Source organism: Neolewinella aurantiaca (genome assembly GCF_008014675.1).
Taxonomy (GTDB): Bacteria; Bacteroidota; Bacteroidia; order Chitinophagales; family Saprospiraceae; genus Neolewinella; species Neolewinella aurantiaca.
This window is the reverse complement of sequence record NZ_VOXD01000022.1, coordinates 59,215-80,781: the sequence shown is the minus strand read 5'-3', so window position 1 is coordinate 80,781 and position 21,567 is coordinate 59,215. Positions and strand designations below refer to the sequence as shown.

Here is a 21,567-nt window from a genome sequence, read left to right as displayed (position 1 = left end):
TGTTTGTTTTTTATCACAAATACTTTAAATTTGTAATATAGTTGCTTCGGTCATCAAAGGTGAAATTTTGGCGAGGTGATAAAAGCGGCCGCAAAAGTCACCTGGGGTGGCCGGGGCAACTATAACATCACTGATGTTGTCAGGAGCGGACAGTGATTATCTTACAAGTGTTCAAACTCATCCCAAATCATGTCTACACCTCCCGAAATTAAAAACAAACCGAAGCTAAAGGAAAACGACCAATATGCCGGTCCTGGTGCCGAGGAGCGTGATCGCCTTCGCGACATTATCATCGTTTTTGTGACCTATCCGCTCACCCCCACTGAACGAACATCGGAACTGGCCGACAAGAAGCCTTGGCTGGAGTTTCTGAGCTTGTTGCTGAAGGTAAGCCTGGCGGCTTACGCACTTTACGAAGGAGTAACAGGCTAGGGGCTTGCGCTTTGCTCTTCAGAAAAACTTCGTTTGCACCTGCGGCCCCGCCTGCTAATTTTCGGCCAGGTAGGCATGGACAAACTTCACGGCCATGGCCCCTTCTCCTACGGCGGAGGCTACCCGGTTCATTGCGCCGGACCGTACATCTCCTGCCGCAAAAACACCCGGTTGGGAAGTTTCGAGGAGGTAGGGAGCACGCTCTAATGGCCACTTCGTGGCCCCTTCTTTGGTCGCCGTAAGATCGCGCCCGGTAACCACAAAGCCACGCTTGTCGATGGTGATCTGTCCGCGTTCGATCCATTCAGTACGCGGGCGTGCACCGATGAAAACGAAAACGGAGTCGGCTGCGGCGTCGATAACAGAATCATCCTCCAGGTTTTGAATGAGAAGTTGCTCAACCCGGTCGTCGTCTCCGTTTACTTCCTGGATTTGGCGGTAACCGTGCACCTTGATGTTTTCGATTCCGTCGATTTGATCGATCAGATAGCTCGACATGCTGGAGGTCAGGTCTGGTTTGCGAATCAGGATGTGCACCTCTTTTGCGAATTTGGAGAGGTAAACCGCTCCCTGCCCTGCAGAATTGCCGCCACCCACAACGTAGACGATTTTGTTGGAGCAGGCATTGGCCTCCGTCATTGCTGCTCCGTAGTAAACACCTGCGCCAGAGAACTTGTCGGCCCCTTCGGCCGGCAGATGGCGGTATTCCACGCCGGTGGTAAGAATAACGGCTCGGGTTTTCACCTCAGAACCATCGTCGAGGGTAAGGATTTTGTAGTTGTCCTGAATCCGAACGTCGGCGACTTCTCTGGGGGTAACCACCTCCACGCCAAAACGAAGCGTTTGGGCCATTGCCCTGCGGGTCAATTCCGCACCGGAGAGTCCGCTCGGAAAGCCAAGGTAGTTTTCGATGCGGCTGCTCGTTCCGGCCTGTCCACCGGGTGCTCTTTTCTCGATCATCAATGTGTTGAGGCCTTCGGAACCTCCGTAAACAGCGGCGGCCATTCCGGCCGGCCCACCGCCTACAATGACGACATCGTACATCGGCTCGTTGGCCGAGGCACTCATTCCCAATTTTTCGGCCAATACAGGCAGGTCGGGGTTGGGGAGAGCATCACCAGACTCGAGGACGACAAAGGGAAGCTCTTTATTTTCGCAGTTGTGAAGTTGCAGTAGTTCCTGCCCCTTTTCGCTTTGGGCATCCACCCACTGGTAGGGCTTGAGGTTGGAGGCAAGCCAGTCTTTGATGTTGTGGCTTTTAGGAGAATACTGATAACCCACCACCTTTACGCCCTGGAATCCGGGACGGTAACTCAGCTTCCAGTCCTCGAGCAATTCGTTGAGGACGGGAAACAGCTTCTCCTCCGGTGGATTCCATGGTTTCAGCAGGTAGTAATCGAGCTGAACGTCGTTGATGGCCTTGATCGCAGCCTGGGTGTCTGAATAAGCCGTTAACAATGCCCGCTTTGCGTCGGGAAAAAACTTGCGTGCTTTTTCGAGAAAGTCGACTCCCGGCATTTCCGGCATCCGCTGATCGGAGAGGAAGAGTGCGATGGTTTCACCTTTTTTCTTCAGTTCTTCTACCGCTTCAAGAGCTTCGTTGGCACTCGTGGTACTGATGATGCGATAATCTGATTTGTACTCATTGCGCAAATCGCGTTTGAGAGAACGGAGTACCTGCTGGTCATCGTCTACGGAGAGAATTACTGGTTTCTTCATTAGGCAGGATTATGGTTGCAAGTTAAAGGATATGTGTTTAGCCGTGGAGTTGAAAATCGTTATAAGGGGAAACAGACCCGGAAGCAAGTGCGGCCGGGTTCGCTTTCCATACCAATACTGCCGCTGTGTCGCTCGAGTACCCGCCGGACGATGTCGAGCCCCATTCCTGTGCCTTCACCGATTCCTTTGGTTGTGAAGAAGGGCTCGAAAACCCGGCTCTGTATGTCGGCGGGAATGCCTGGGCCATTGTCTTCGATGTCGATGCACAGGTTTTCTCTTTGTTTGTAGGTGCGGATGGTGAGTTGAGCGCCTTCCTGGCCCTCGAGTGCATCGAGGGCGTTCACGATCAGGTTGGTCCATACCTGATTGAGTTCTCCGGGCAGGGCTTTGATGAACGGAAGGGTGCGGTCCCACTCTTTCCTGAAACCTATGCTCTTGTCTTTTTTGAACTTGAATTTCAGCATGGTCAGTGTCGAAATGAGTCCTTCATGAACGTCTATGAACTCCATGCTGGGGTCACTGTCCATGTGGCTGTAAGTTTTGATCGAAGTTACCAGTTCGGAAATCCGGGTGCTGGCGGTCTGAATTTCATCCACGAGGGATTCAGTGGTCAGGGAGGCTTCCAGCCACCAGAGCACCGCCTGAAGGGAGGGGCCGGTAACGATTTTGGCCAGCAGGTCGAGGTGCTCCGATTCGAAGCCCCAATCAATCAGGGTGTCGACAATCTCCTCACAGTCTTTGATGTCGTGATCTTCACACCAGTCCTGCAATTCATCAATCAGTTCTTCCCGTTCAATGAGGCTGAGGTCTTCACCTGGTTTGAGTTGCTTCGCGGCTATCCGTTCAAACAGAACGTCGTTCATCTTATCGACATCACTGTCGCTCACCCTCATTTTGAAGAGCGCTTTGATCCTCTCTGGTGTCTGTTGCAGGTGGCGGTGCAGCTCCTGAGCGGAACGGATCATGGCCGATGCCGGGTTGTTCAGTTCGTGGGCGAGCCCGGCGCTCATCTTACCGAGTGCCATCAGTTTCTCATCCATCAGTTGCATCTGCTGAAAATCACGGACGCGATTGGTCATTACACCCACCAGTGCCTGGGTGAGGGGGTAACTCTGATTTACCATCTCGGTGAAATGATCCTTGTGCAGTTGCAGGAGGCTGGTAGGAGCGGTTGTTACACCCTCTGCGGCAGATGTGGTCATCCTGCTGAAGGGTAACAACCCGGCAACCATCGGTGCTTCCCAAACCCCCATTTCCCGTTTACGCCCTTTGCTTTCCCTCCGGATAACGTAACCACCGGTAAGAACAACCTGCATATGGTGAACGGGCTCATCGCTCCGTACGAAGTACTCGTTCTTCTCCAGGCAGTGATAGGTACTATTATCGATCAGCCATTTGAGGGCAGCATCACTTACGTCGGCGAAGATTTCAAACGCACGAAGCTGTTCCAAAAGGTTTTCTGGTTTGGGGCAGGTAGTCATGGCGTCTTAACGTAGGGCAACGGAGAAGGGTTGTTAACAAAAGTTATACGATCTGTTTTTGCTGACAATCAACTTGTGCACGGCTTTGGGGCCCGTTCAGAACAGGTCGTCAACCCAGCGCCACGGCATCCAGCCGGAAAGACTAAGCCTGAACGTAAGCCTGTTGATCAGGTCTCCCTGCTGTTCCAGCAGCATTTTAGTGTCGGGGTCTGCAATCAAAGGGGCAAATACTCCTATCCGTCCCTTCATCGCGCTGAGCGAAACTCCGCCAACCCAGCTGAATTCGCCGCTGAGGGGATCAGCACTGAGGCTTTTAAAACCGTAGTAACCGGCATCGAGGAACAAACCGAACGGGAGGTATGCGGGGAAAGCAGGAAGGTCGGCATCGATATTTATGGCGGTCATGTAACTATTGCTTGTGCCGAAAGCGAAGGCAGAACTGATGGGCGCCCGAAATCCTCCCTGCCGCTGTTCGAGTTGCTGGCCATAAATGCCATCAAGGTTACGGCCCAGGTAAAGGTCATCGTAACGGTAGTCGCTGAAGGCATTGTCGACCAACGAAAAGCCGGAGTTACTGCGTACTGCGCTTTCGCGCAGTTCATTGGCCAGGAAGACACCCCCGAAGAGCCGGTAGCGGAGAAACCGCTCTTGCTCGTATTGGTAGCCGCCGTTTACGATGCCCTCCAGCTTAAGGTGACCCGCCCGGAAGGGCGTTGCCTCATCAACAACCTTCGCTTCCAGGTTGAGGCTAAAGGCAATGGGGGTGATCTCCCTCGTTTTAGCGCGGCTGTAGCCGAGCCGCCAGAAATACTCTCCTTCGGCGTCTTTCCCTGCAATCTCGCCGGTGGCTGAAAACTCAGGACGGTCCTTTTGCAGTAGCACCATCCGGAAATTCAGCTTGCTTTCGGTTTCAGTAATCGGGGCATGCCTAAAGGTCGTTTCCGCCTTCAGGGCGTACCGGAAGTATGAGTAAGGTGTATCGGTCCGGCGTAATGTGAAATCGCTGAAGCGTTGTACTCCAGCACTCAGGGTGCTCTGTTCAATTCCGCCACTGCTGCGCGGCACGCGCAGGCGGATACCGGCAAAGCCATTCAGCGTTTTACTCTCAAAGCCGTACAGCGGCGCGAGCATCCATTCCAGGCGTCGTGGTTCCAGCGTCCGGTTGTGCAGGGTTGCCCCGATCATCGGCCCGTCGTGCTCGTTGAATGCCGCGATAGGGGACGCAAAAATCTGACGCTTGTTCGGGTTCTCCTGATTGGTGAGAACGCCCAACGAGAACTTTCTTCCCTGAGACATTCCTCCTTTGGGGTAAAGATCGAGGGCATTGCTTTTTTCTCCTTCGGGTTGTGGAACCATCCGGTCTCCTTTATGGTAGGCAACGAAGCCGGGTGCTGCGCCCCGGTTCCAGTTCGAGGTTTTAGTAGTAGTGAAGGCTTCGCGGAACCAGGGTTCGGTTTCCAGCCCGAGGCTTTCGTTGATGGTGCTGAAAAAATCGTCCGGCTGGGGATGACGGAACTTCCAGTCTGCATAATAAGCCCGCATCGCGCGGTCGAACGCTTCGGTGCCTGCGTGGGCCTCCAACTCCTTAAGCGCAAGAGCGGGTTTGCTGTAGGCCTGCAGCCAGTAGTTGTACTGACTCAGACTGTCCGACCGGGTGTCCGGAGCCTGGTCTTTTCCCTGGCGGGCGAGGTAGTGGTACCCCAGTCGGTCGTAGTCAATTTGCAGGTTGGCCAACTCGATGCCAGCAGGGCGGTCGGGCCAGAACTTCGCCATGTACCGGTGCTCGTAAAAAGAGTTCAGCCCTTCGTCCATCCAGGGGTGGGCGCGTTCGTTGCTGGCGAGGATGCCGTAAAACCAGTTGTGTCCAATTTCGTGCGCCAGCACCCGGTCGAGCCCCGCAGCACTCCCGCTACGCCCGATAACGGTAATCATCGGATATTCCATGCCGCCGCCGGCGCTGAGCGCCGACTGTACGCCGGTCACCTGCGGATAGGGGTACGTGCCTACCTGTTCGGAGTAAAAGCGGGTGGCACGCTTAATGTAATCCGTGGATTTTACCCATAAGCCGGCCTCGGTGGCCGTGAACATGGACCAGACGTGAATGGCATCCTCTCTTTCTGCCAGTTGTAGCGTGTCGTGCAAAACCCGGAAGCGCTTATCCGCAAACCAGGCGAAATCGTGTACCTGCTCGGCTTGCCAGGTAAGTGTTTTTGTTCGTTCCGAAGAAGTCGGGAAAGTTTCCCGGACAAAGCCATCGCTCAGTTCTCCTGCCGCTTTGCTAATGTTCAGGTGCACCCGGTCTGCTTCCGCTTTTTTCAGGAGCCAGTTGCGTTCGTCGGGGTTTTGCAGCACCCCGGTTGCACCAACGACGTAATTTTCGGGAAGCGTGAGGTGAAGGGTGAAGTTGCCGAATTCACTGTAAAATTCTCCCTGATCGAGGTAGGGCATAGGGTGCCAGCCGTTTTTGTCATATACGGCAGGCTTCGGGTACCACTGGGTAATCTGGTATGATTGGCCTACGTGACCGAGGCGGGAAAAACTGGCGGGGATTTTCACCCGGAAAGGGGTTTCGATTACGGCACTACCACCGGGGGGAATAGCTCCGGGCAGCAAAACATCGGCAACGTCGGGAGCGTCTCGGCGGAACTTATGTTCGGCGGCTGTACCGTTTACCACAAATTTCAGGCTGTCGAGTGTTCCGCGCTGGCGTTGCTCAGAAAAGTGGAAGTCGGTTTTTCCGTTACGGAGTTGTTGTTGAGCAAATTCTGTCTCGTCGGAGCTGTATGCTTTTGGCCAGAAATGAAACGGAATGACGGAAATCGAATCGGGAGAATTATTGGTGTACGTGAGTTTCAGGTGGGCGTGCAGTTCGTGCCGTTCATCATCGAGTTTCGCGTCGATAATAAAATCAGCCTTCTGTTGGAAGGAAGCATCTTGGGCGCGGCCGCAGGTGAAAAGCAGGGTAAAGAGCAGGGTGAGAAAGGCGGTAAGGCGCATAGCTGGAAATTGAAGGCGTAAAATAGGGATTCGCTACTTGGTTTTCTTCCACCTCTGATTGCCGGAGGAGCAAGGGGAATCCGCTTCGGGCACCAACATAAATCCGGAGAGAGCCGCTTGTCTCAGTTAATAAAAGTTAATGAAGGTTGAATCAGCCAACCAAATTGGCTGTTGGGAGGTCTACTACATACGTTTTATAAACAGCTGAACCGTTATCTTAACAAGCTCTAAAAGTGCATCATCAAATGAAAAATTTCCTTCTCATTATTCTGGCCGCCGTTGTCGGCGGATTTGCCGCCCTTGGCGGCGCGCAGTACCTGGGGCTCAACCAGGACACCCGGTACGTCGAAGTTCAGGCTCCGCCAGCATCTAGTATGACTAACTTCGCCGCACCAAGCAATACCGTTAACGTAAATCCGGCGCCTACCGCCGGTTTCGCTACCGCTGCGGATAAGGCATTGCCCGCTGTGGTTCATATCAAAGCTTCTAAACAAGCCCCCGGTTTTGGAAGTCGTGGAGCTCAGGGTATTGACCCCGACCGTCTCCCCGATGCTTTCCGCGATCTTTTCGGCATTCCTGAGGGAGGAGGCCAGGGAGGAAGCCCCGCTCCCCTTCAGCAAGGATCAGGGTCTGGCGTAATCATCAGCCCCGATGGTTACATTGCTACCAACAACCACGTAGTCGATGGTGCTGAAACCCTCGAGGTCGTTCTCAACGACCAGAAAACTTACGACGCCGAAGTAATCGGCGTTGACCCAACCACCGATATTGCGCTCATCAAGATTGATGCTGTCAACCTGCCTACCGTTCAGTTCGCTGACAGCGACAAGCTGAAAATCGGTGAATGGGTGGTTGCCGTTGGCAACCCCTTCAGCCTGACGAGTACCGTTACGGCGGGTATCGTTTCCGCCAAGGGCCGCAGCATCGATATTGTCCGCCGCAGCGGTGGCGAGATGGCAATCGAGTCTTTCATTCAAACCGATGCTGTCGTAAACCCCGGAAACTCCGGTGGTGCTTTGGTTGATATCAACGGAGACCTGGTAGGCATCAATACCGCAATCAGCAGCCCTACGGGTGTGTTTGCCGGCTACAGCTTTGCCGTTCCGTCCGCTATTGTAAAGAAAGTAGTTCAGGATCTGCGTGAGTTCGGCATCGTGCAACGAGGCTTACTCGGTGCCCGTATCATGGAGCTCAATACTGCGTTTGCCCAAGAGAAAGGAATCGACCGTGACAACGGCGTCTACGTCTCTGAAGTAACCGAAGGGAGCGCCGCCGAAGAAGCCGGCCTGATGAACGGAGATGTGATCACGGGAGTAGACGGTGTTACAACCCTTCGTAACTCCGAACTGCTGGAGCAACTGGGCCGTCACCGCCCGGGAGACGTGGTTAATATCGAATTTGAACGCAACGGAAAGCAGAAAACGGCTACGGCAAGACTGCGTAACGCTAACGGAGATACCGGCATCATCCGCCCCGAGCCAGAACCGGAGTCAATCTCCAAACTCGGTGCCGAATTTGTGGAGCTCGATGAAGGAACGGCAAGTAAACTCGACCTGAAAAGTGGTGTTACCGTAGCTGATATCCGCAGCGGTATCATCTCCGAACAAACGCGCATTCGGCCCGGCTTTATCATCACCAAAGTCAACGGCCGCCAGGTAAGTTCGGTGTCCGGTTTCCAGAAAATGATTGACGGCTCCAACGGCACGGTTTCTCTGGAGGGGATTTACCCCGATTCCCCGGATCGTACGATGAAGTACGGCATCGTTAAATAAGATTTTTTCCTCAATAAAGCTAAGTGAGAATATTGTACCAGCCCTCCGCTCTTTAGCGGAGGGCTGTCTTTTTACCCGGACGTATTGTTTCGGTTTTGCCGGGGCATTGTCTTTATATGACATAAAAACGGCACGTCCGGCACATCCCAGAGCTGCATTTGTTCGTATACAATACTATGAAACATACCTTTCTGGTTATACTGCTGGCCTTGGTGGCCTTATCGCTGCCGGCTGCGAATACGCCGCCGGATACGGTGACGGGCACGCTGCGGTTTTCGGTCAACAACATAAAACATGCAGGTGGCACCATTTGGGTAGGGGTTTACTCTTCTGAAGATGATTTTCTGGACCGGGAGAAGGCACGGCTGGTCGCAGTCAAGGTCAGCAAAACCGGTGATAAATTCATTGAAATCCCGGAAATGATCGTTGGTAAAGAGTATGCCCTCGGTCTTTTCCACGACGAGAACGACAACGGAGAGTTCGATACCAATTTTTTGGGTCTTCCGGCGGAGCCCTGGGCCTTCAGCGGGAAACTGAAAAGCCGGTTCCGGATGCCCCGCTTTGAAGAGGTGAGTTTCCGTTTTGAGGAAGGCGCGCCGGAGCAAATGCTGCGCCTCAGGACTTGGTTTTGAGGCACTAAGGGTAAGATGCAAACTACATCAGGTAGGGGAAGTGCTTGATGTATGGTGTCTTACGGGTATAGCTGCGGAGAGAACTGCTCCTTCAACCTGTTTTGCACCTGCGTCCTCGCACCATAAAAATCAAACCAATGAAATATTTAAGCCTTATAGCCCTTTTTGCCCTGCTCTTCTTTGCCGCCTGCCAGGACGATGATGATCCGGTACAGACAGGAGACATCGCCACAACTATTCAATTCCGTGCTGAGTACGATGACACCGACCTTGCCATCCAGAGCGCGACCTACGCGTATCCTACCGGAGCTGAACTCAAAGCAACGCTGTTTCAGTACTACGTGTCGGACCTTACCCTGATCGCTGCCGATAGCAGCGAAGTGGAATTGTCGGAAATTGAACTGATCCGCTATGATGATGCAACTGCCGACAACATTGAAGAACGTACCTACGATGTACCAGCCGGAGATTACATCGGCCTGCGTTTCGGCCTCGGTGTTAAGCCAGAGCTGAATGCTCTGGACCCAAACAACTTTGCGGCTGACGACCCACTGAACGAGAACGAGTTCTGGAACTCAACGGCCCGCTACGTCTTCGCCAAAATCGAAGCAAACGCCGATCTCGAGAACGACGGAACCTTTGATACCGGGCTTTCTTACCATATGGGGAGCGACGCTTTGTACAGCATAGTTACTTTTACGGGCTCCTTTACGCTCGACGGTGATAATGACCCACAATTGATCGTGACCTCTGACGTGCTGAAGGCCCTCAGCGATGGCATGGATACTTTTGATATCGCAGACCCAGAAAAACAGCGCGTTCACGGAGGAAACCAGGCGGTTGCAACCGAAATATGGGAACGGCTGGCCGGGCAGTTCGAGCTTTTGATTCAGTAAACGGAAGTTTATGTCCTCGAGCTCCGTTTTTGTGGTCAGGCGAATATTGTACAACAGTTGGTGTTTTGCTCTGGTGTTGTGCGTCGCTTCGTGCCAGCCTTCGCCGCCTGTAACCCAGCTGATTCCGGAGCCTGAAAAGTTTGCCAAAATCATCTACCCTCCGGATAACCCAACCACGAGAGAAGGATTGGCACTCGGAAAAAGATTGTTCTACGACCCCATTCTTTCGGCGGATAGCACCATCAGTTGCAGTACCTGCCATCTCCCCGAACTCGCTTTTACCGATGGCCGAAAGGTGAGCAAGGGCATCGGAGGGAGAACCGGGAAGAGAAACTCGCCCGGCCTGGTTAACATCGGTTACCTCCACAAAACGTTGTTTTGGGACGGAAGGGCGGACGATCTGGAAAGCCAGGCGCTACATCCCGTGGCTGACCCCAACGAAATGGGGGGAGACTGGCCGCTGTTGATTAGTAAACTCAGGAGGCACCCTGATTACATGCCCGCCTTCCGGCGGGCGTTCGGTCTCTCAGATGACCGTGAGCTAAGCCCGGACCACGTCGGGAAGGCGCTCGCACAGTTTCAACGTTCACTCATCTCGTCCGATTCTAAGTACGACAAGGTAGAACGGGGCGAAGCAGTTTACACGGAAACTGAAAGACTGGGACATGCTATTTTTTTTGACCTGGCGGATGAGCCTGATCCGGAATTTCATGGCCTGCCAACGGGAGAATGCGCGCATTGCCACATCCCGCCTCATTTCACCAACCAGAAGTTCTTCAACAATGGTCTCGATGAAGCAGATTCCTTAGAAGATTTCAAAGACATCGGCCGGGCCTTGGTAACGGGCTCTGTTTACGATAACGGAACTTTCCGCACTCCCGGTTTACGTAACGTAGCCCTTACGGCACCGTACATGCACGACGGGCGTTTTGAAAACCTGTACGATGTCGTAGCGCACTATAATTCCGGAGGCCATTACGCCGAAAACCGGAACGCCAATATCTTCGAACTTGGTCTCTCAAACGACCAGGCCGAAGCATTGGTCGCTTTTTTACACACCCTAACGGACAGTTCGTTTGTTAACAATCCGGATTATCGCCAGTAGTAATTAGCCGAAACATGAAACGTTCCCTCCTCCTGTCCGTGTTGTTTACCCTCTTCGTCGCAGCAAGCTGCGAGCCGGATGAGCCCGTGGTGTGCCCCGAGTGCCCACCGGATACCGAAGGACGTGAAGTGACAGGCCCCTCCGAACCAACCGATTTTACCCTGGAAGTGCCCGACTACATGCCACGCCCCGTACTCGACGAAGATAACCCGATGACAGTAGAGGGGATTGCGCTGGGCCGCCGTTTGTTCTATGACAAAATAATGGGCAGGGACAGCTCATTTGCGTGTGCCGACTGCCACATTCAGGAGAAAGCCTTCACTGATGGCCGGGCGCTGTCTCAGGGCGTTAGGGGCGAAAACGGGCGCCGCAGTGCTATGTCGATTGTAAATCTGGCGTTCAATTCGAATGGATTTAACTGGGACGGTAGTTCGGAGCAACTGTGGGAGCAGGCTATTCACCCGGTCGAAGATATGCTGGAAATGGACGAAGACTGGGAGCGGGTGCTTGAAAGACTGAGGGAACACAACGACTACCCTGAGCGTTTTCGGGCAGCGTTCGGTATCGACCATACTGATCAGATCAGCCAGGAGCTCGCCATTAAGGCAATCGCCCAGTTCGAGCGAACCATTATTTCTGCGGACAGCCATTTTGATCGCTTCTTTTACAAAAACACGGAGTTTCTTACGGAAGAAGAGCAGCTTGGAGCCGACAGCCTGTTTTTTGTGGAGGACGTTCCTGCGGGAGTTCTTCATCCTGGGTGCGGACATTGCCACAACAAGCCTTCGTTCGGAGACAATAAGTTCAAGAACAACGGCCTTGACGATGTCGCCAGTCTCGATGATTTCATTGACCTGGGCAGGGGAGAAGTAACCGGAAGCCGTTTCGACAATGGCAAGTTCCGTACGCCGACCCTCAGGAACATTGCTTTGACGGCCCCGTATATGCACGACGGACGTTTCAATACCCTTGAAGAAGTTCTTGACCATTACGCTTCCGGAGGCCACGGGGTGGAGAATGAAGATCCTAATATCACCGGCTTCCCGTTGAGCGAACGCGAGAAGGTCGCTCTGTTGGCGTTTTTACGCAGCCTCACCGATGAGACATTAATCTCCGACGAACGCTATTCCAATCCTTTCTGATCGAAAAGCAACAGACGTTCAATTGGGCGCTGACGCAGGTGCAGCGAAGGTTTTTTTGTTAAAATTCCCTGTTTTTGAAAAAAAATCGGGCTAAAGCAAATTTTTTCTTCGGCCGATCATTTACTGTGATGATTATTGTAGTTCACTAAAATTTGATCTAAGTAGTTGCTTTTCAAGGCATTGAAGGTTTTTTCTTGTTGAAAATTATTCACAATAAGTTTAATCTGTCTTTTTTTTCGGCACGATCGTCCCCGATAATTGTATTGTCAAACGAAAGCAAAGACCGAAGAACGCTTCGGTATTTGGAATTACACAGAGATTCGCCGAAGGTAGTAAGTCGGCCCGGACAAATGGAACGGCCGACTTACTACCCTAAGTTTTCTCCCCTCGTTTTTGACCACAACCATAGAGATTCAGGGCTTAAGCCCTCTTTTTTCGCAATATTTTCATGAGATTACGATTTGTCAAAAGGGTCATGTTCAGTTAAAAGCTGAATGTGACCCTTTCTTTTTTTATACGTTTATAAATACCCAGGGCAACTAACTATTTGTCTACAAAGCAGGCTAATGCTTATCTTGCCAACTGAAATCTTTCCGGAAGATCTGGAAAAAGAGCTAAGAGGACTATTTACGAAAGAAGCGGGTTTCCCGGGAGAGCGGTGTTTTTGAGCCGGGAACCGGGGAATTCGTATATTTAATGCCGGCCTTTCCGGCCCAGACCGATTTAATCCGACGACCTTCAAGTCGTACGTTATCATTTATCCCAATTTAGCTTTAAATCATAATTCCATTATGTCAACACATCTACAATTTTATTACAGGGGCTTTCGAAGCGCCCTGTTATTGGCGTTAGTCTTTTTGTCCTCTTCTGCATTTGCTCAACTCAACGTAACCGTGACCGGAGAAGACATCTCCTGTTTCGGACTCGCCAATGGGTCAGCTACTGCAGCGGTAAGTAATGGCACTGCGCCGTTTACCTATCAGTGGAGCAACGGAGGCGCTACCGCTACCATCACTAATCTTAATGCCGGTCCGTACAGCGTCACCGTCACTGACATCAACGGCCTTTCGGGGGCGGGAGCGGTCACTCTGTCCGAGCCTACCCGGGTCACTGCCGTAATTTCTGAAGCAGGGGAATGTTCTGCTCCATTTGTGATTGCTGCGGAGCCTCAGGGTGGGGTAGTTCCTTACACCTACAACTGGTCTACAGGAGCGGACACCCGTGCTGTAAGTGTCCCCGCCGGCGATTACTGTGTAACCGTAGTCGATGCCAATCTATGTGGATACGTTGCCTGTACTACGGTCGACGAAAACCCTCCTGCGGTTACCCTCGTCGACGTCGATGCTCAGTGTGATGGTTCAGACGACGGAGCCATCACCGCTAACCCTTCTGGTGGTGTAGCGCCTTATTCTTACTCCTGGACCACAGGGGCCAATACACGCACTATCACTGGTCTCGCTCCGGGTGTTTACCGCGTAACCCTTACTGATGCCAGAGGTTGTACCGCTACCGCAAACGCAGTCATTGACGAACCGGACCCAATCACCGGTAACATCTTCGGAGACAATACTGTGTGCCCCGGCGAAGCAGATGCCTTTATTCGCATTGCTCCTCAGGGAGGAACTCCTCCTTACTCTTACGTTTGGTCACCTGGTGGCCAGACCGGGCAGGGCATCGGGCCACTCGGGGCCGGCACTTACGGAGTCACCGTTACTGATGCCAACGAATGTACGCTGGTCGATACTTACGTCATCACTGAATCTCCTGAGGTAGATGTAGTAATAACCGGTGACATGCTCCTCTGTGGAGCAGGAACCACCGGATCGCTTACGGCATCTCCCGTTTCGGGGCCTGCAAGCCAATACACTTACCTGTGGAATACAGGGGCTACCAGTCCTACCATCAACAATGTTACCCCAGGTGATTACACCGTTACTGCAACCGATGTGAATGGTTGTACGGCGACGGCGACCGCAACTGTACGCCTTATTAATCTTTCATTGAGCCTGAACAGTACCGCTACCACTTGTATTGATGCTGCTGACGGAACAGCAACAGTTGTTGCTACCGGAGGTGATATGCCGTATTTGTACCAGTGGAGTAACGGACAAACTACTCAGACCATTACTGGTCTCACTCCGGGTGTCTACGGAGTTACTGTTACCGAAGCCAACAACTGTAAAGTTTCCGGTAATATTCAGGTAGGTGCTCCGCCCGCACTGAATATCTCTGTTACCCCAACTAACATCGTCTGCAACGGCGATAACAACGGAACCATCGATGTAACGGTTACCGGAGGAACGCCGGCTTATTCCTACTTGTGGAATGACGGCTCGACCGCCGAAGACCGGACGAACCTCTCTGCAGGCACTTACGGCCTCACGGTTACCGATATTAACGGATGTACCGATAACATCACAGTTCAGATCAATGAGCCTGCCGTTCTTGATATCAATGAATTTATCACTAACGTATCCTGTGAAGGTGACGCATCGGGAAGTATCGAACTGGCAGTTTCCGGCGGTACACCTGCTTACTCTTACGCTTGGAGCAACGGATCAACGACGCGTATTCTTAACAATCTTTCTGCCGGAGTTTACACCGTTACGGTGACAGACGCAAACGAATGTACCCTCGTGGAAAGCTACACCATTACCGAGCCAACCGCCATTGACCTTTCCGGAATCGCCTCTAACGTGACCTGTTTTGGTGAAAATGACGGCTCGATCGACCTCACAGTTCTCGGTGGTTCGCCCGCTTACATCGTAAACTGGAGCAACGGCAGCAACTCTGAAGACCTCAGTAACATCGGAGCCGGAACTTATACAGTAACCGTTACGGACGCAAACGAGTGTCAGGAAACAGCGTCTTTCACCATCACGCAGCCTGCTGATTTGTCACTGACCGCTACACCTTCAAACCTTGATTGTGCCGGAGACAACAGCGGCGCGATCGCCGTCACTGTTTCCGGAGGTACCGCACCGTACCAATTTGCATGGAGCGACGGCAGTACCCTTGAAGACCGGAATGGTCTGGCCGCTGGAACGTACAGCGTTACGGCTACTGATGCTAACGGTTGTACCGAGTCACTATCCGTCACCGTCAGCGAGCCACTCGCCCTGAATGGCTTCACTCAGATCACCCCTGTTGCTTGCGACGGAGGTGCTACTGGCGCCATTAACCTCACTGCCGAGCGCGGAACGCCTCCTTACTCTTTCGTGTGGAGCACCGGCGCAACAACCGAAGATATTACCGGGCTTACAGCCGGTAATTACACCGTGACAATTACCGACGCGAACAGCTGTACGCTCGTTCAAATCTGGACCGTAAACACGGTAGCGCAGATTGAAATTACCGGTAACGTTGAAAATGCAGACTGTAATGATACCAGTACCGGCAACATCGACATCACGGTGTCCGGAGGTTCTGGTACGTATGCTTATACCTGGAGCAATGGTGCGCTTACACAAGACCTCACCAACGTACCAGCCGACACTTACACCGTTTCAGTAACCGATGCCAATGAGTGTACTTCGGTTGCTTCTTTCACGGTTACCGAGCCCGATGAAATCAACCTTTCAGTAACTGCTCCGGACATCGTTTGTGGCGGTACCAACTCAGGTGCGATCACAGTATTCCCCGCCGGGGGAACAGGGCCCTACTCTTACCTCTGGAGCAATGGTGATACTGGTAACATGATCGATAACATTCCTGCGGGGGCCTACACCGTTACGGTGACGGATGCCAACGGTTGTACTGACGTAACGGCTGGTATCGTTCTCGACGAACTGCCCCAGCTCACCTGCGAAATAACTATTGACCAGGAAGCTACAAATGGTAACAACGGCCAGTTGTCTGTTGCTGTCGATGGAGGAACTGCTCCCTTTACCTATGCCTGGAGCAACAACGAAACGACCCCAACCATCAGCAACCTCTCTGCGGGTACTTACTCGGTTACTGTTACTGATTTTGCCGGCTGTACCACAGAGTGTATTGCCACCCTGCGCGCACTTGCCGGCATCGGTGACTTCGTTTGGGAAGACTACAACGCCAACGGCCAGCAGGATCCCGGCGAGCCGGGCATTGAGGATTACCCGGTATACCTCAAAAATGCTGCTGGTGTGATTATCGATTCCACCCGCACGGATGCCAACGGAAACTATTCGTTCATGGGCCTCGAGCCAGGAACTTACTCTATCCTGTTCATCGAACCACCGGGAGGCACACGTACGCTTTCCAATAGCGGTGACGATACAACCGATAGTGATGGTGATCCTGATATGAACGGGATGACTGATACTTACACCCTCGCTCCCGGGGAATTCAACATGACCGTTGATGCCGGATTCTTCGCTACTCCCGGAGGTGTAATCGCTGACCCGTGTAACTGTCTGAATAACAATACTACTGACTTCGATGGCCAGTTCACGGAAATTCTTGAGATTCGCTCTAACCCAGGCCAGACCTGGACGATCCTGTCTAACTCCAATATGTATTTCCTGGATAGCGATGATCCTCCTGCCGCACCAAACCCGGTACCGGTTGGTACCGTGATTCCTCAGGTTTCGATGGATGGCGATATGGCTGTTTACGCCTTTGAGTTCCTGCTTGTAGATAGTTTCCAGTATGTCTCCGTGATTTCTAACGGAGTCTACAGCCTTGAAATCGCTAACCAGTGTTTCTACCCCGTGGTCCGTTACGTAGAAGAGCCACCTGCGTCTATTTGCCGTTTTGATCTTCCTTTCCTGCTTGATGGCTTTGGTCTCATCAATAACCAACCACTGCCAGGTGATGTGATATTCACCGTTAACGGAGAGACAGTGCTTGAAATCGATCCGGCAAACCTGCCAGTGGGCGAAAACACCATCACGGCGAGCTTCGTCCCCGACAATATGGACCTTTGTATCGCTGATGAAGAACTACGGTTCCTGCTTACAGAAGACTGTAATGCGAAACTTGGAGACTTCGTATGGCAAGACACCAACGGCAACGGCCAGCAAGACCCAGGAGAACCCGGGATCGAAGGCGTCAAGGTTACTGTTACCAGCCAGGACGGAACGTACATGGATATGGCCTTCACCGATGAAACGGGGATGTATATGTTCTCGGTACCACCAGGAACGTACAAAATGACCTTCGATGCTCCGGAGGACTTTGTGCCGACTACCGTTAACTCTGGCAACGATGCTACTGACAGCGATATGGACCCCGCTATGTTGATGACAGGATTCTACACCGTTGGACCCGATGAGATGGACTTCACCATCGACGCTGGTTTCATCAACCCCTGTGTTGCCAATATCGTTAATCCGGGAACCATCGGCTTCAGCCAGGAGATCTGTGGACCGGGTAACGTTCCTGATCCGTTTGTCGAAATCGCTCCGGCTACCGGAGGAGAAGGTGCGATTGAGTACCTCTGGATGTTCAATACGAATGACCCGAACCAGGATATCAGCTTCTGGCAGCCTATTCCGAACACCAACAGCCCGAATTATGCGCCTGGAGCCGTTTCTCAAACCACCTATTTCACACGTTGTGTGCGCCGCAACAACTGTCAGTACATCGAGTCTAACGTTATCACCATCGAAGTTGGAGACGACGCGGTGGCCGACATCAGCGGTCCAACTTCGATCTGTGTCGGTGAAGAAGCGATCTTCCAGGCTGTAAACCCCGGTAACGGAGCATCGATCTCCTGGAACTTCACTGGTTCTTCAGAGGTGGAAAGCACCACCGGACCGCTGGCTACTACGAGCTGGGCCACTTTCGGTTCCTTCAGCGTAACGCTTACTGTAACGGCCAACGGCTGTACCAGTACCCATACCCGCAATATTGCTGTTCTGAACAATCCGAATCGTTGTGGCGGAAACCTGACTGCTAATGGTTCGGTCAACAACCTCGTTTCGCGTGAAGTGACCATCGAATGGCAGGTGCCTTACGACGGATCAGACTACAGCTTCATGCTCGAACGCTCTACGGACGGACAGAACTTCGAAGGTGTTGCGAACGTGACCTCTCCGGTTTTTGTGTCCGGTAACGATATGGCAATGTTCCGCCAGGAGGACGTGAGCCCGCTGGCTGGCCGTACGTTCTACCGCGTCCGGATGATCGATGCACAGTATGGCGACATGGTTTCTAATGTGGTAGAGATGCAACTGGCCGGAGTGTCCAATGCTCTGGGCCGGGTATTCCCTAACCCCGCGAGCAACGGCATGATCCACGTGGAAATGACCGATGAAGCAGCAAACGAAGGAGACGCAAGTGTCCAGTTGTTTGATGTACGGGGCAACCTTGTCGCTCCGCGGATCTTCCTGCCGGTAGGTACTGGAGTAATTAACCTCCCGACCGAGTACCAGGCTGCAGGCGTGTACTTCCTCCGGGTTTCCGTTGGAAATCAAACCGAAACGCACCGGGTGATTATTGAGTAATTCCCTGATTGGGCTCGAAGGAAACTGGTCCTGGTTTTAACCACGCACGGGCACAGTTACTTCGGGCAGCCTTAACAGATGATGCCCCGACTTGTAAAAGTCGGGGCATTTTTTATGGCGCAAACGCGGGATGCAATAACCGGTTTAAAGCCACTCATCGCGCAGGAGAGGAAGGGCCCCGGAAGGAACTTTCACTGCACCTGCGACCCCGCCTGAAAAAGGCAATGTAGGAATGCCTTTTTTTGGCAGTATAAAAAGCCGTAATTTTGCGGCTTCTAAAAGCTCTGAACTTATGTTGAACGTCAATGACCTAACGGTACAATTCGGTAAACGTGTCCTCTTTAATGAGGTGAACCTGCAGTTTACTCACGGTAATTGCTACGGCATTATTGGGGCAAATGGCGCCGGGAAATCTACCTTCCTGAAGGTGGTGGCCGGTGAACTGGACCCTACCCGGGGGCACGTCAGCCTGGAGAAGGGCAAACGTATGGCTGTTCTGAGTCAGAATCACTTTGGTTTCGAGGAGCACACCGTGCTGGAAACCGTGAAAATGGGCCACGAAGTTCTCTACGCAATCGAGCAGGAAAAGAACGCCATTTACATGAACCCCGAAGCTACTGAGGCCGAGGGAATGCGTGCCGCCGAGCTGGAAAACAAGTACGGCGAAATGGGAGGGTGGACCGCAGACTCCGATGCCGCCGAACTCCTCTCTAATATGGGTATCAAAGAGGATGTGCACTACAAACTGATGGAAGAGCTCTCCGGGCCGGAGAAGGTGAAAGTACTGCTCGCTCAGGCACTTTTCGGGAACCCCGATCTGCTTCTGCTCGATGAGCCTACGAACGACCTGGACGCACCAACGGTGCACTGGTTGGCTGACTTCCTCGCCGATTTCGAGAACACAATCATCATTGTTAGTCACGACCGTTACTTTTTGGATATGGTCTGTACGCACATTGTCGACATCGACCGCCAGAAAGCCAATATCTACACCGGTAACTATACTTTCTGGTACGAATCGAGCCAGCTGGCGCTGCAGCAACGTGCAAACAAGAACAAAAAAATGGAGCAAAAGCGGACTGAAATGCTGGAGTTTATCCAGCGATTCAGCGCCAATGCATCCAAATCCAAGCAGGCAACGAGCCGGAAAAAAGCGCTGGAAAAGCTTGACATCGAAACGATTCAGCCAAGTTCGCGTAAATACCCCTTCATCGCTTTTCAGCCCGAGCGGATGCCCGGAGATCAGATTTTGAAGGTTGCCGGCCTGAGCAAGAAAAGCCCGGACGGTACCGTGCTCTTTAGCGACATCAGCTTTACGATGAACAGCGGAGACAAGATTGCGCTGCTTAGCAATGAAGCAACAGCTCTCACCGCTTTCTACGAAATTCTTGCCGGAGAACTGGAGCCTGACTCTGGTTCCATCGAATGGGGACAGACAATCACCGTACAGCACCTGCCGAACGAAAATGCGGAGTATTTCCAGGAAGGAAATAAACTGGATCTCGTGGAATGGCTGCGGCAGTACTCTGCGAACAAAGACGAACAGTTCATCCGTGGATTCCTCGGAAGAATGCTCTTTGCCGGAGAGGAAGTACATAAAGACTCAAGCGTCCTTTCAGGAGGAGAAAAAGTCCGGTGTATGCTCTCGAAGATGATGCTGAACAGCCCCAACTTTCTACTGCTGGACGAGCCGACGAATCACCTTGACCTTGAATCGATCACGGCTATGAACAATGCTCTGAAGGACTTCAAGGGCAACTTCATCATGAGTTCTCATGACCACCAGTTGGTAGAAACCTCCTGTAATCGCATCATCGAAATCGCCCCCGGCGGAATGATTGACAGCTTGCTGGAATACGATGATTATCTTACTTCCAAAGAGATCGCTGCTAAGAAAGAAGCGCTTTACAAGGCTACTGCTTAGCACCGGATCATTCGGACTGAGTGTTTAGACACTTAAACTTAACATTACTTTTTCTTTACATTGGCTTAATGCAGGCTACTTTCGCAGCAAAGAAATAGTAATTGCAACCATTTGATTATTTTATTATTGTTGATTGGAGTTCTCGTGCAAAACCGAGCCCCGTTAAGCCTACCAAAGATGCCATCTGGGTAGGAGAAGGAAAGAACCAGGGAAGGGTCACGTCACGGTACTTCAGGACCAGGGATGCTGCTGTTGATTATATCGAGAAAAAGCTCGTCAGACTTGTCAAAAACAAGAAACGCGTACTCGTGGGGTGGGATTTCGTATTTGGATATCCTAAAGGCCTGGGGCCGGCGCTACGCATTAGTAAAAAACGCCCGTGGAAGGGCATCTGGAAATTACTGGAGAAATTAATAATCGACAAATCTGATAATGATAATAACCGGTTCGCGGTGGGTGCTGAATTAAACAGGCGCATTAGCCTGGGCAGCGGACCCTTTTGGGGTGTTCCTACCGGACAGAGTGGCATTTTTTTGGGCGCTAAACGTGATTTCAGTTACCCTGTTGTGAACAAGCGGAGCGTACTGGAAGAGCGCAGATTGGTCGAAGAACGGGTTCCGAAGATGCAGCCAGGGTGGAAATTGGCTTACGCCGGAAGCGTTGGTAGTCAGGCCCTTCTGGGAATACCCCGGCTTTACCGGCTGGCCTTCAAAAATAAGTCCCTGAAGTCGAAAAGCGTCATCTGGCCCTTCCAGACCCGCTTCGGGAAAGCGATGCCTAAGGGTGCCTGTGTTGTGCATGCAGAAGTGTACCCCAGTATGATTCCGCTAAAGGGGAAACATACAATTCCTGACCGTGCGCAGGTGAGGGCTTATGTTCAATGGTTACAGGATGAACAGAAAACGGATAGCCTGGAGTCATGGCTTGCCGGACCTCAGGACCTGAGCAAGAAAAAACGTAAGAAAGTACTTCGTCATGAGGGCTGGGTACTCGGTGTTTCCTGATGGAAATACGGGCTGAAAACACCCTTGATTCGCCTCTG

12 protein-coding genes are annotated in these 21,567 nt (G+C 52.3%); 9 read left to right on the top strand and 3 right to left on the bottom strand.

The annotated features are described in order from the left end of the window. Nucleotides 1-189: 189 nt before the first annotated feature. Nucleotides 190-432, top strand: a complete 243-nt coding sequence (locus tag FUA23_RS14545; protein ID WP_147931483.1) for a hypothetical protein — start codon at nt 190-192, stop codon at nt 430-432. A 54-nt stretch (nt 433-486) separates the two neighbouring features. Here the strand turns inward: FUA23_RS14545 and FUA23_RS14540 are convergent, their stop codons facing one another. From FUA23_RS14540 to FUA23_RS14530, 3 genes are all read right to left on the bottom strand, one after another. Then, a complete protein-coding gene (locus FUA23_RS14540; RefSeq protein WP_147931482.1) occupies nt 487-2,151 on the bottom strand; it encodes an FAD-dependent oxidoreductase in 1,665 nt (554 codons plus the stop codon). Nucleotides 2,152-2,210: 59 nt separating this feature from the next. Then, nucleotides 2,211-3,632: an ATP-binding protein gene (locus tag FUA23_RS14535; protein ID WP_147931481.1), complete on the bottom strand. Its 1,422-nt coding sequence runs from the start codon at nt 3,630-3,632 to the stop codon at nt 2,211-2,213. A gap of 96 nt (nt 3,633-3,728) precedes the next feature. Beyond that, nucleotides 3,729-6,629 (bottom strand): M1 family metallopeptidase, encoded by a 2,901-nt coding sequence (locus FUA23_RS14530; protein WP_147931480.1) that lies wholly within the window; start codon nt 6,627-6,629, stop codon nt 3,729-3,731. Between the two features lie 245 nt (nt 6,630-6,874). Between FUA23_RS14530 and FUA23_RS14525 the strand changes: the two genes are divergently transcribed. The 8 genes from FUA23_RS14525 to FUA23_RS14490 all read left to right on the top strand — a co-directional run bounded on the left by FUA23_RS14525 (nt 6,875) and on the right by FUA23_RS14490 (nt 21,529). After that, nucleotides 6,875-8,401, top strand: a complete 1,527-nt coding sequence (locus FUA23_RS14525; protein WP_147931479.1) for a trypsin-like peptidase domain-containing protein — start codon at nt 6,875-6,877, stop codon at nt 8,399-8,401. A 176-nt stretch (nt 8,402-8,577) separates the two neighbouring features. Then, nucleotides 8,578-9,033 (top strand): DUF2141 domain-containing protein, encoded by a 456-nt coding sequence (locus FUA23_RS14520; protein ID WP_147931478.1) that lies wholly within the window; start codon nt 8,578-8,580, stop codon nt 9,031-9,033. A 137-nt stretch (nt 9,034-9,170) separates the two neighbouring features. Beyond that, nucleotides 9,171-9,929, top strand: coding sequence for an MbnP family protein (locus FUA23_RS14515; protein ID WP_147931477.1), 759 nt, complete (start codon nt 9,171-9,173; stop codon nt 9,927-9,929). Nucleotides 9,930-9,939: 10 nt separating this feature from the next. Next, entirely contained in the window at nt 9,940-11,034 is a 1,095-nt protein-coding gene (locus tag FUA23_RS14510; protein ID WP_147931476.1) for a cytochrome-c peroxidase, read from the top strand. Nucleotides 11,035-11,048: 14 nt separating this feature from the next. Further along, a complete protein-coding gene (locus tag FUA23_RS14505; protein ID WP_147931475.1) occupies nt 11,049-12,176 on the top strand; it encodes a cytochrome-c peroxidase in 1,128 nt (375 codons plus the stop codon). A gap of 842 nt (nt 12,177-13,018) precedes the next feature. Beyond that, the gene (locus FUA23_RS14500) at nt 13,019-18,601 is read left to right on the top strand and encodes an SdrD B-like domain-containing protein (RefSeq protein WP_187271059.1); all 5,583 of its coding nucleotides are present in this window, start codon (nt 13,019-13,021) and stop codon (nt 18,599-18,601) included. 292 nt (nt 18,602-18,893) lie between these two features. Beyond that, nucleotides 18,894-20,525: an ABC-F family ATP-binding cassette domain-containing protein gene (locus FUA23_RS14495; protein WP_147931473.1), complete on the top strand. Its 1,632-nt coding sequence runs from the start codon at nt 18,894-18,896 to the stop codon at nt 20,523-20,525. A gap of 101 nt (nt 20,526-20,626) precedes the next feature. Further along, nucleotides 20,627-21,529, top strand: coding sequence for a hypothetical protein (locus FUA23_RS14490; protein ID WP_147931472.1), 903 nt, complete (start codon nt 20,627-20,629; stop codon nt 21,527-21,529). Nucleotides 21,530-21,567 lie beyond the last annotated feature (38 nt).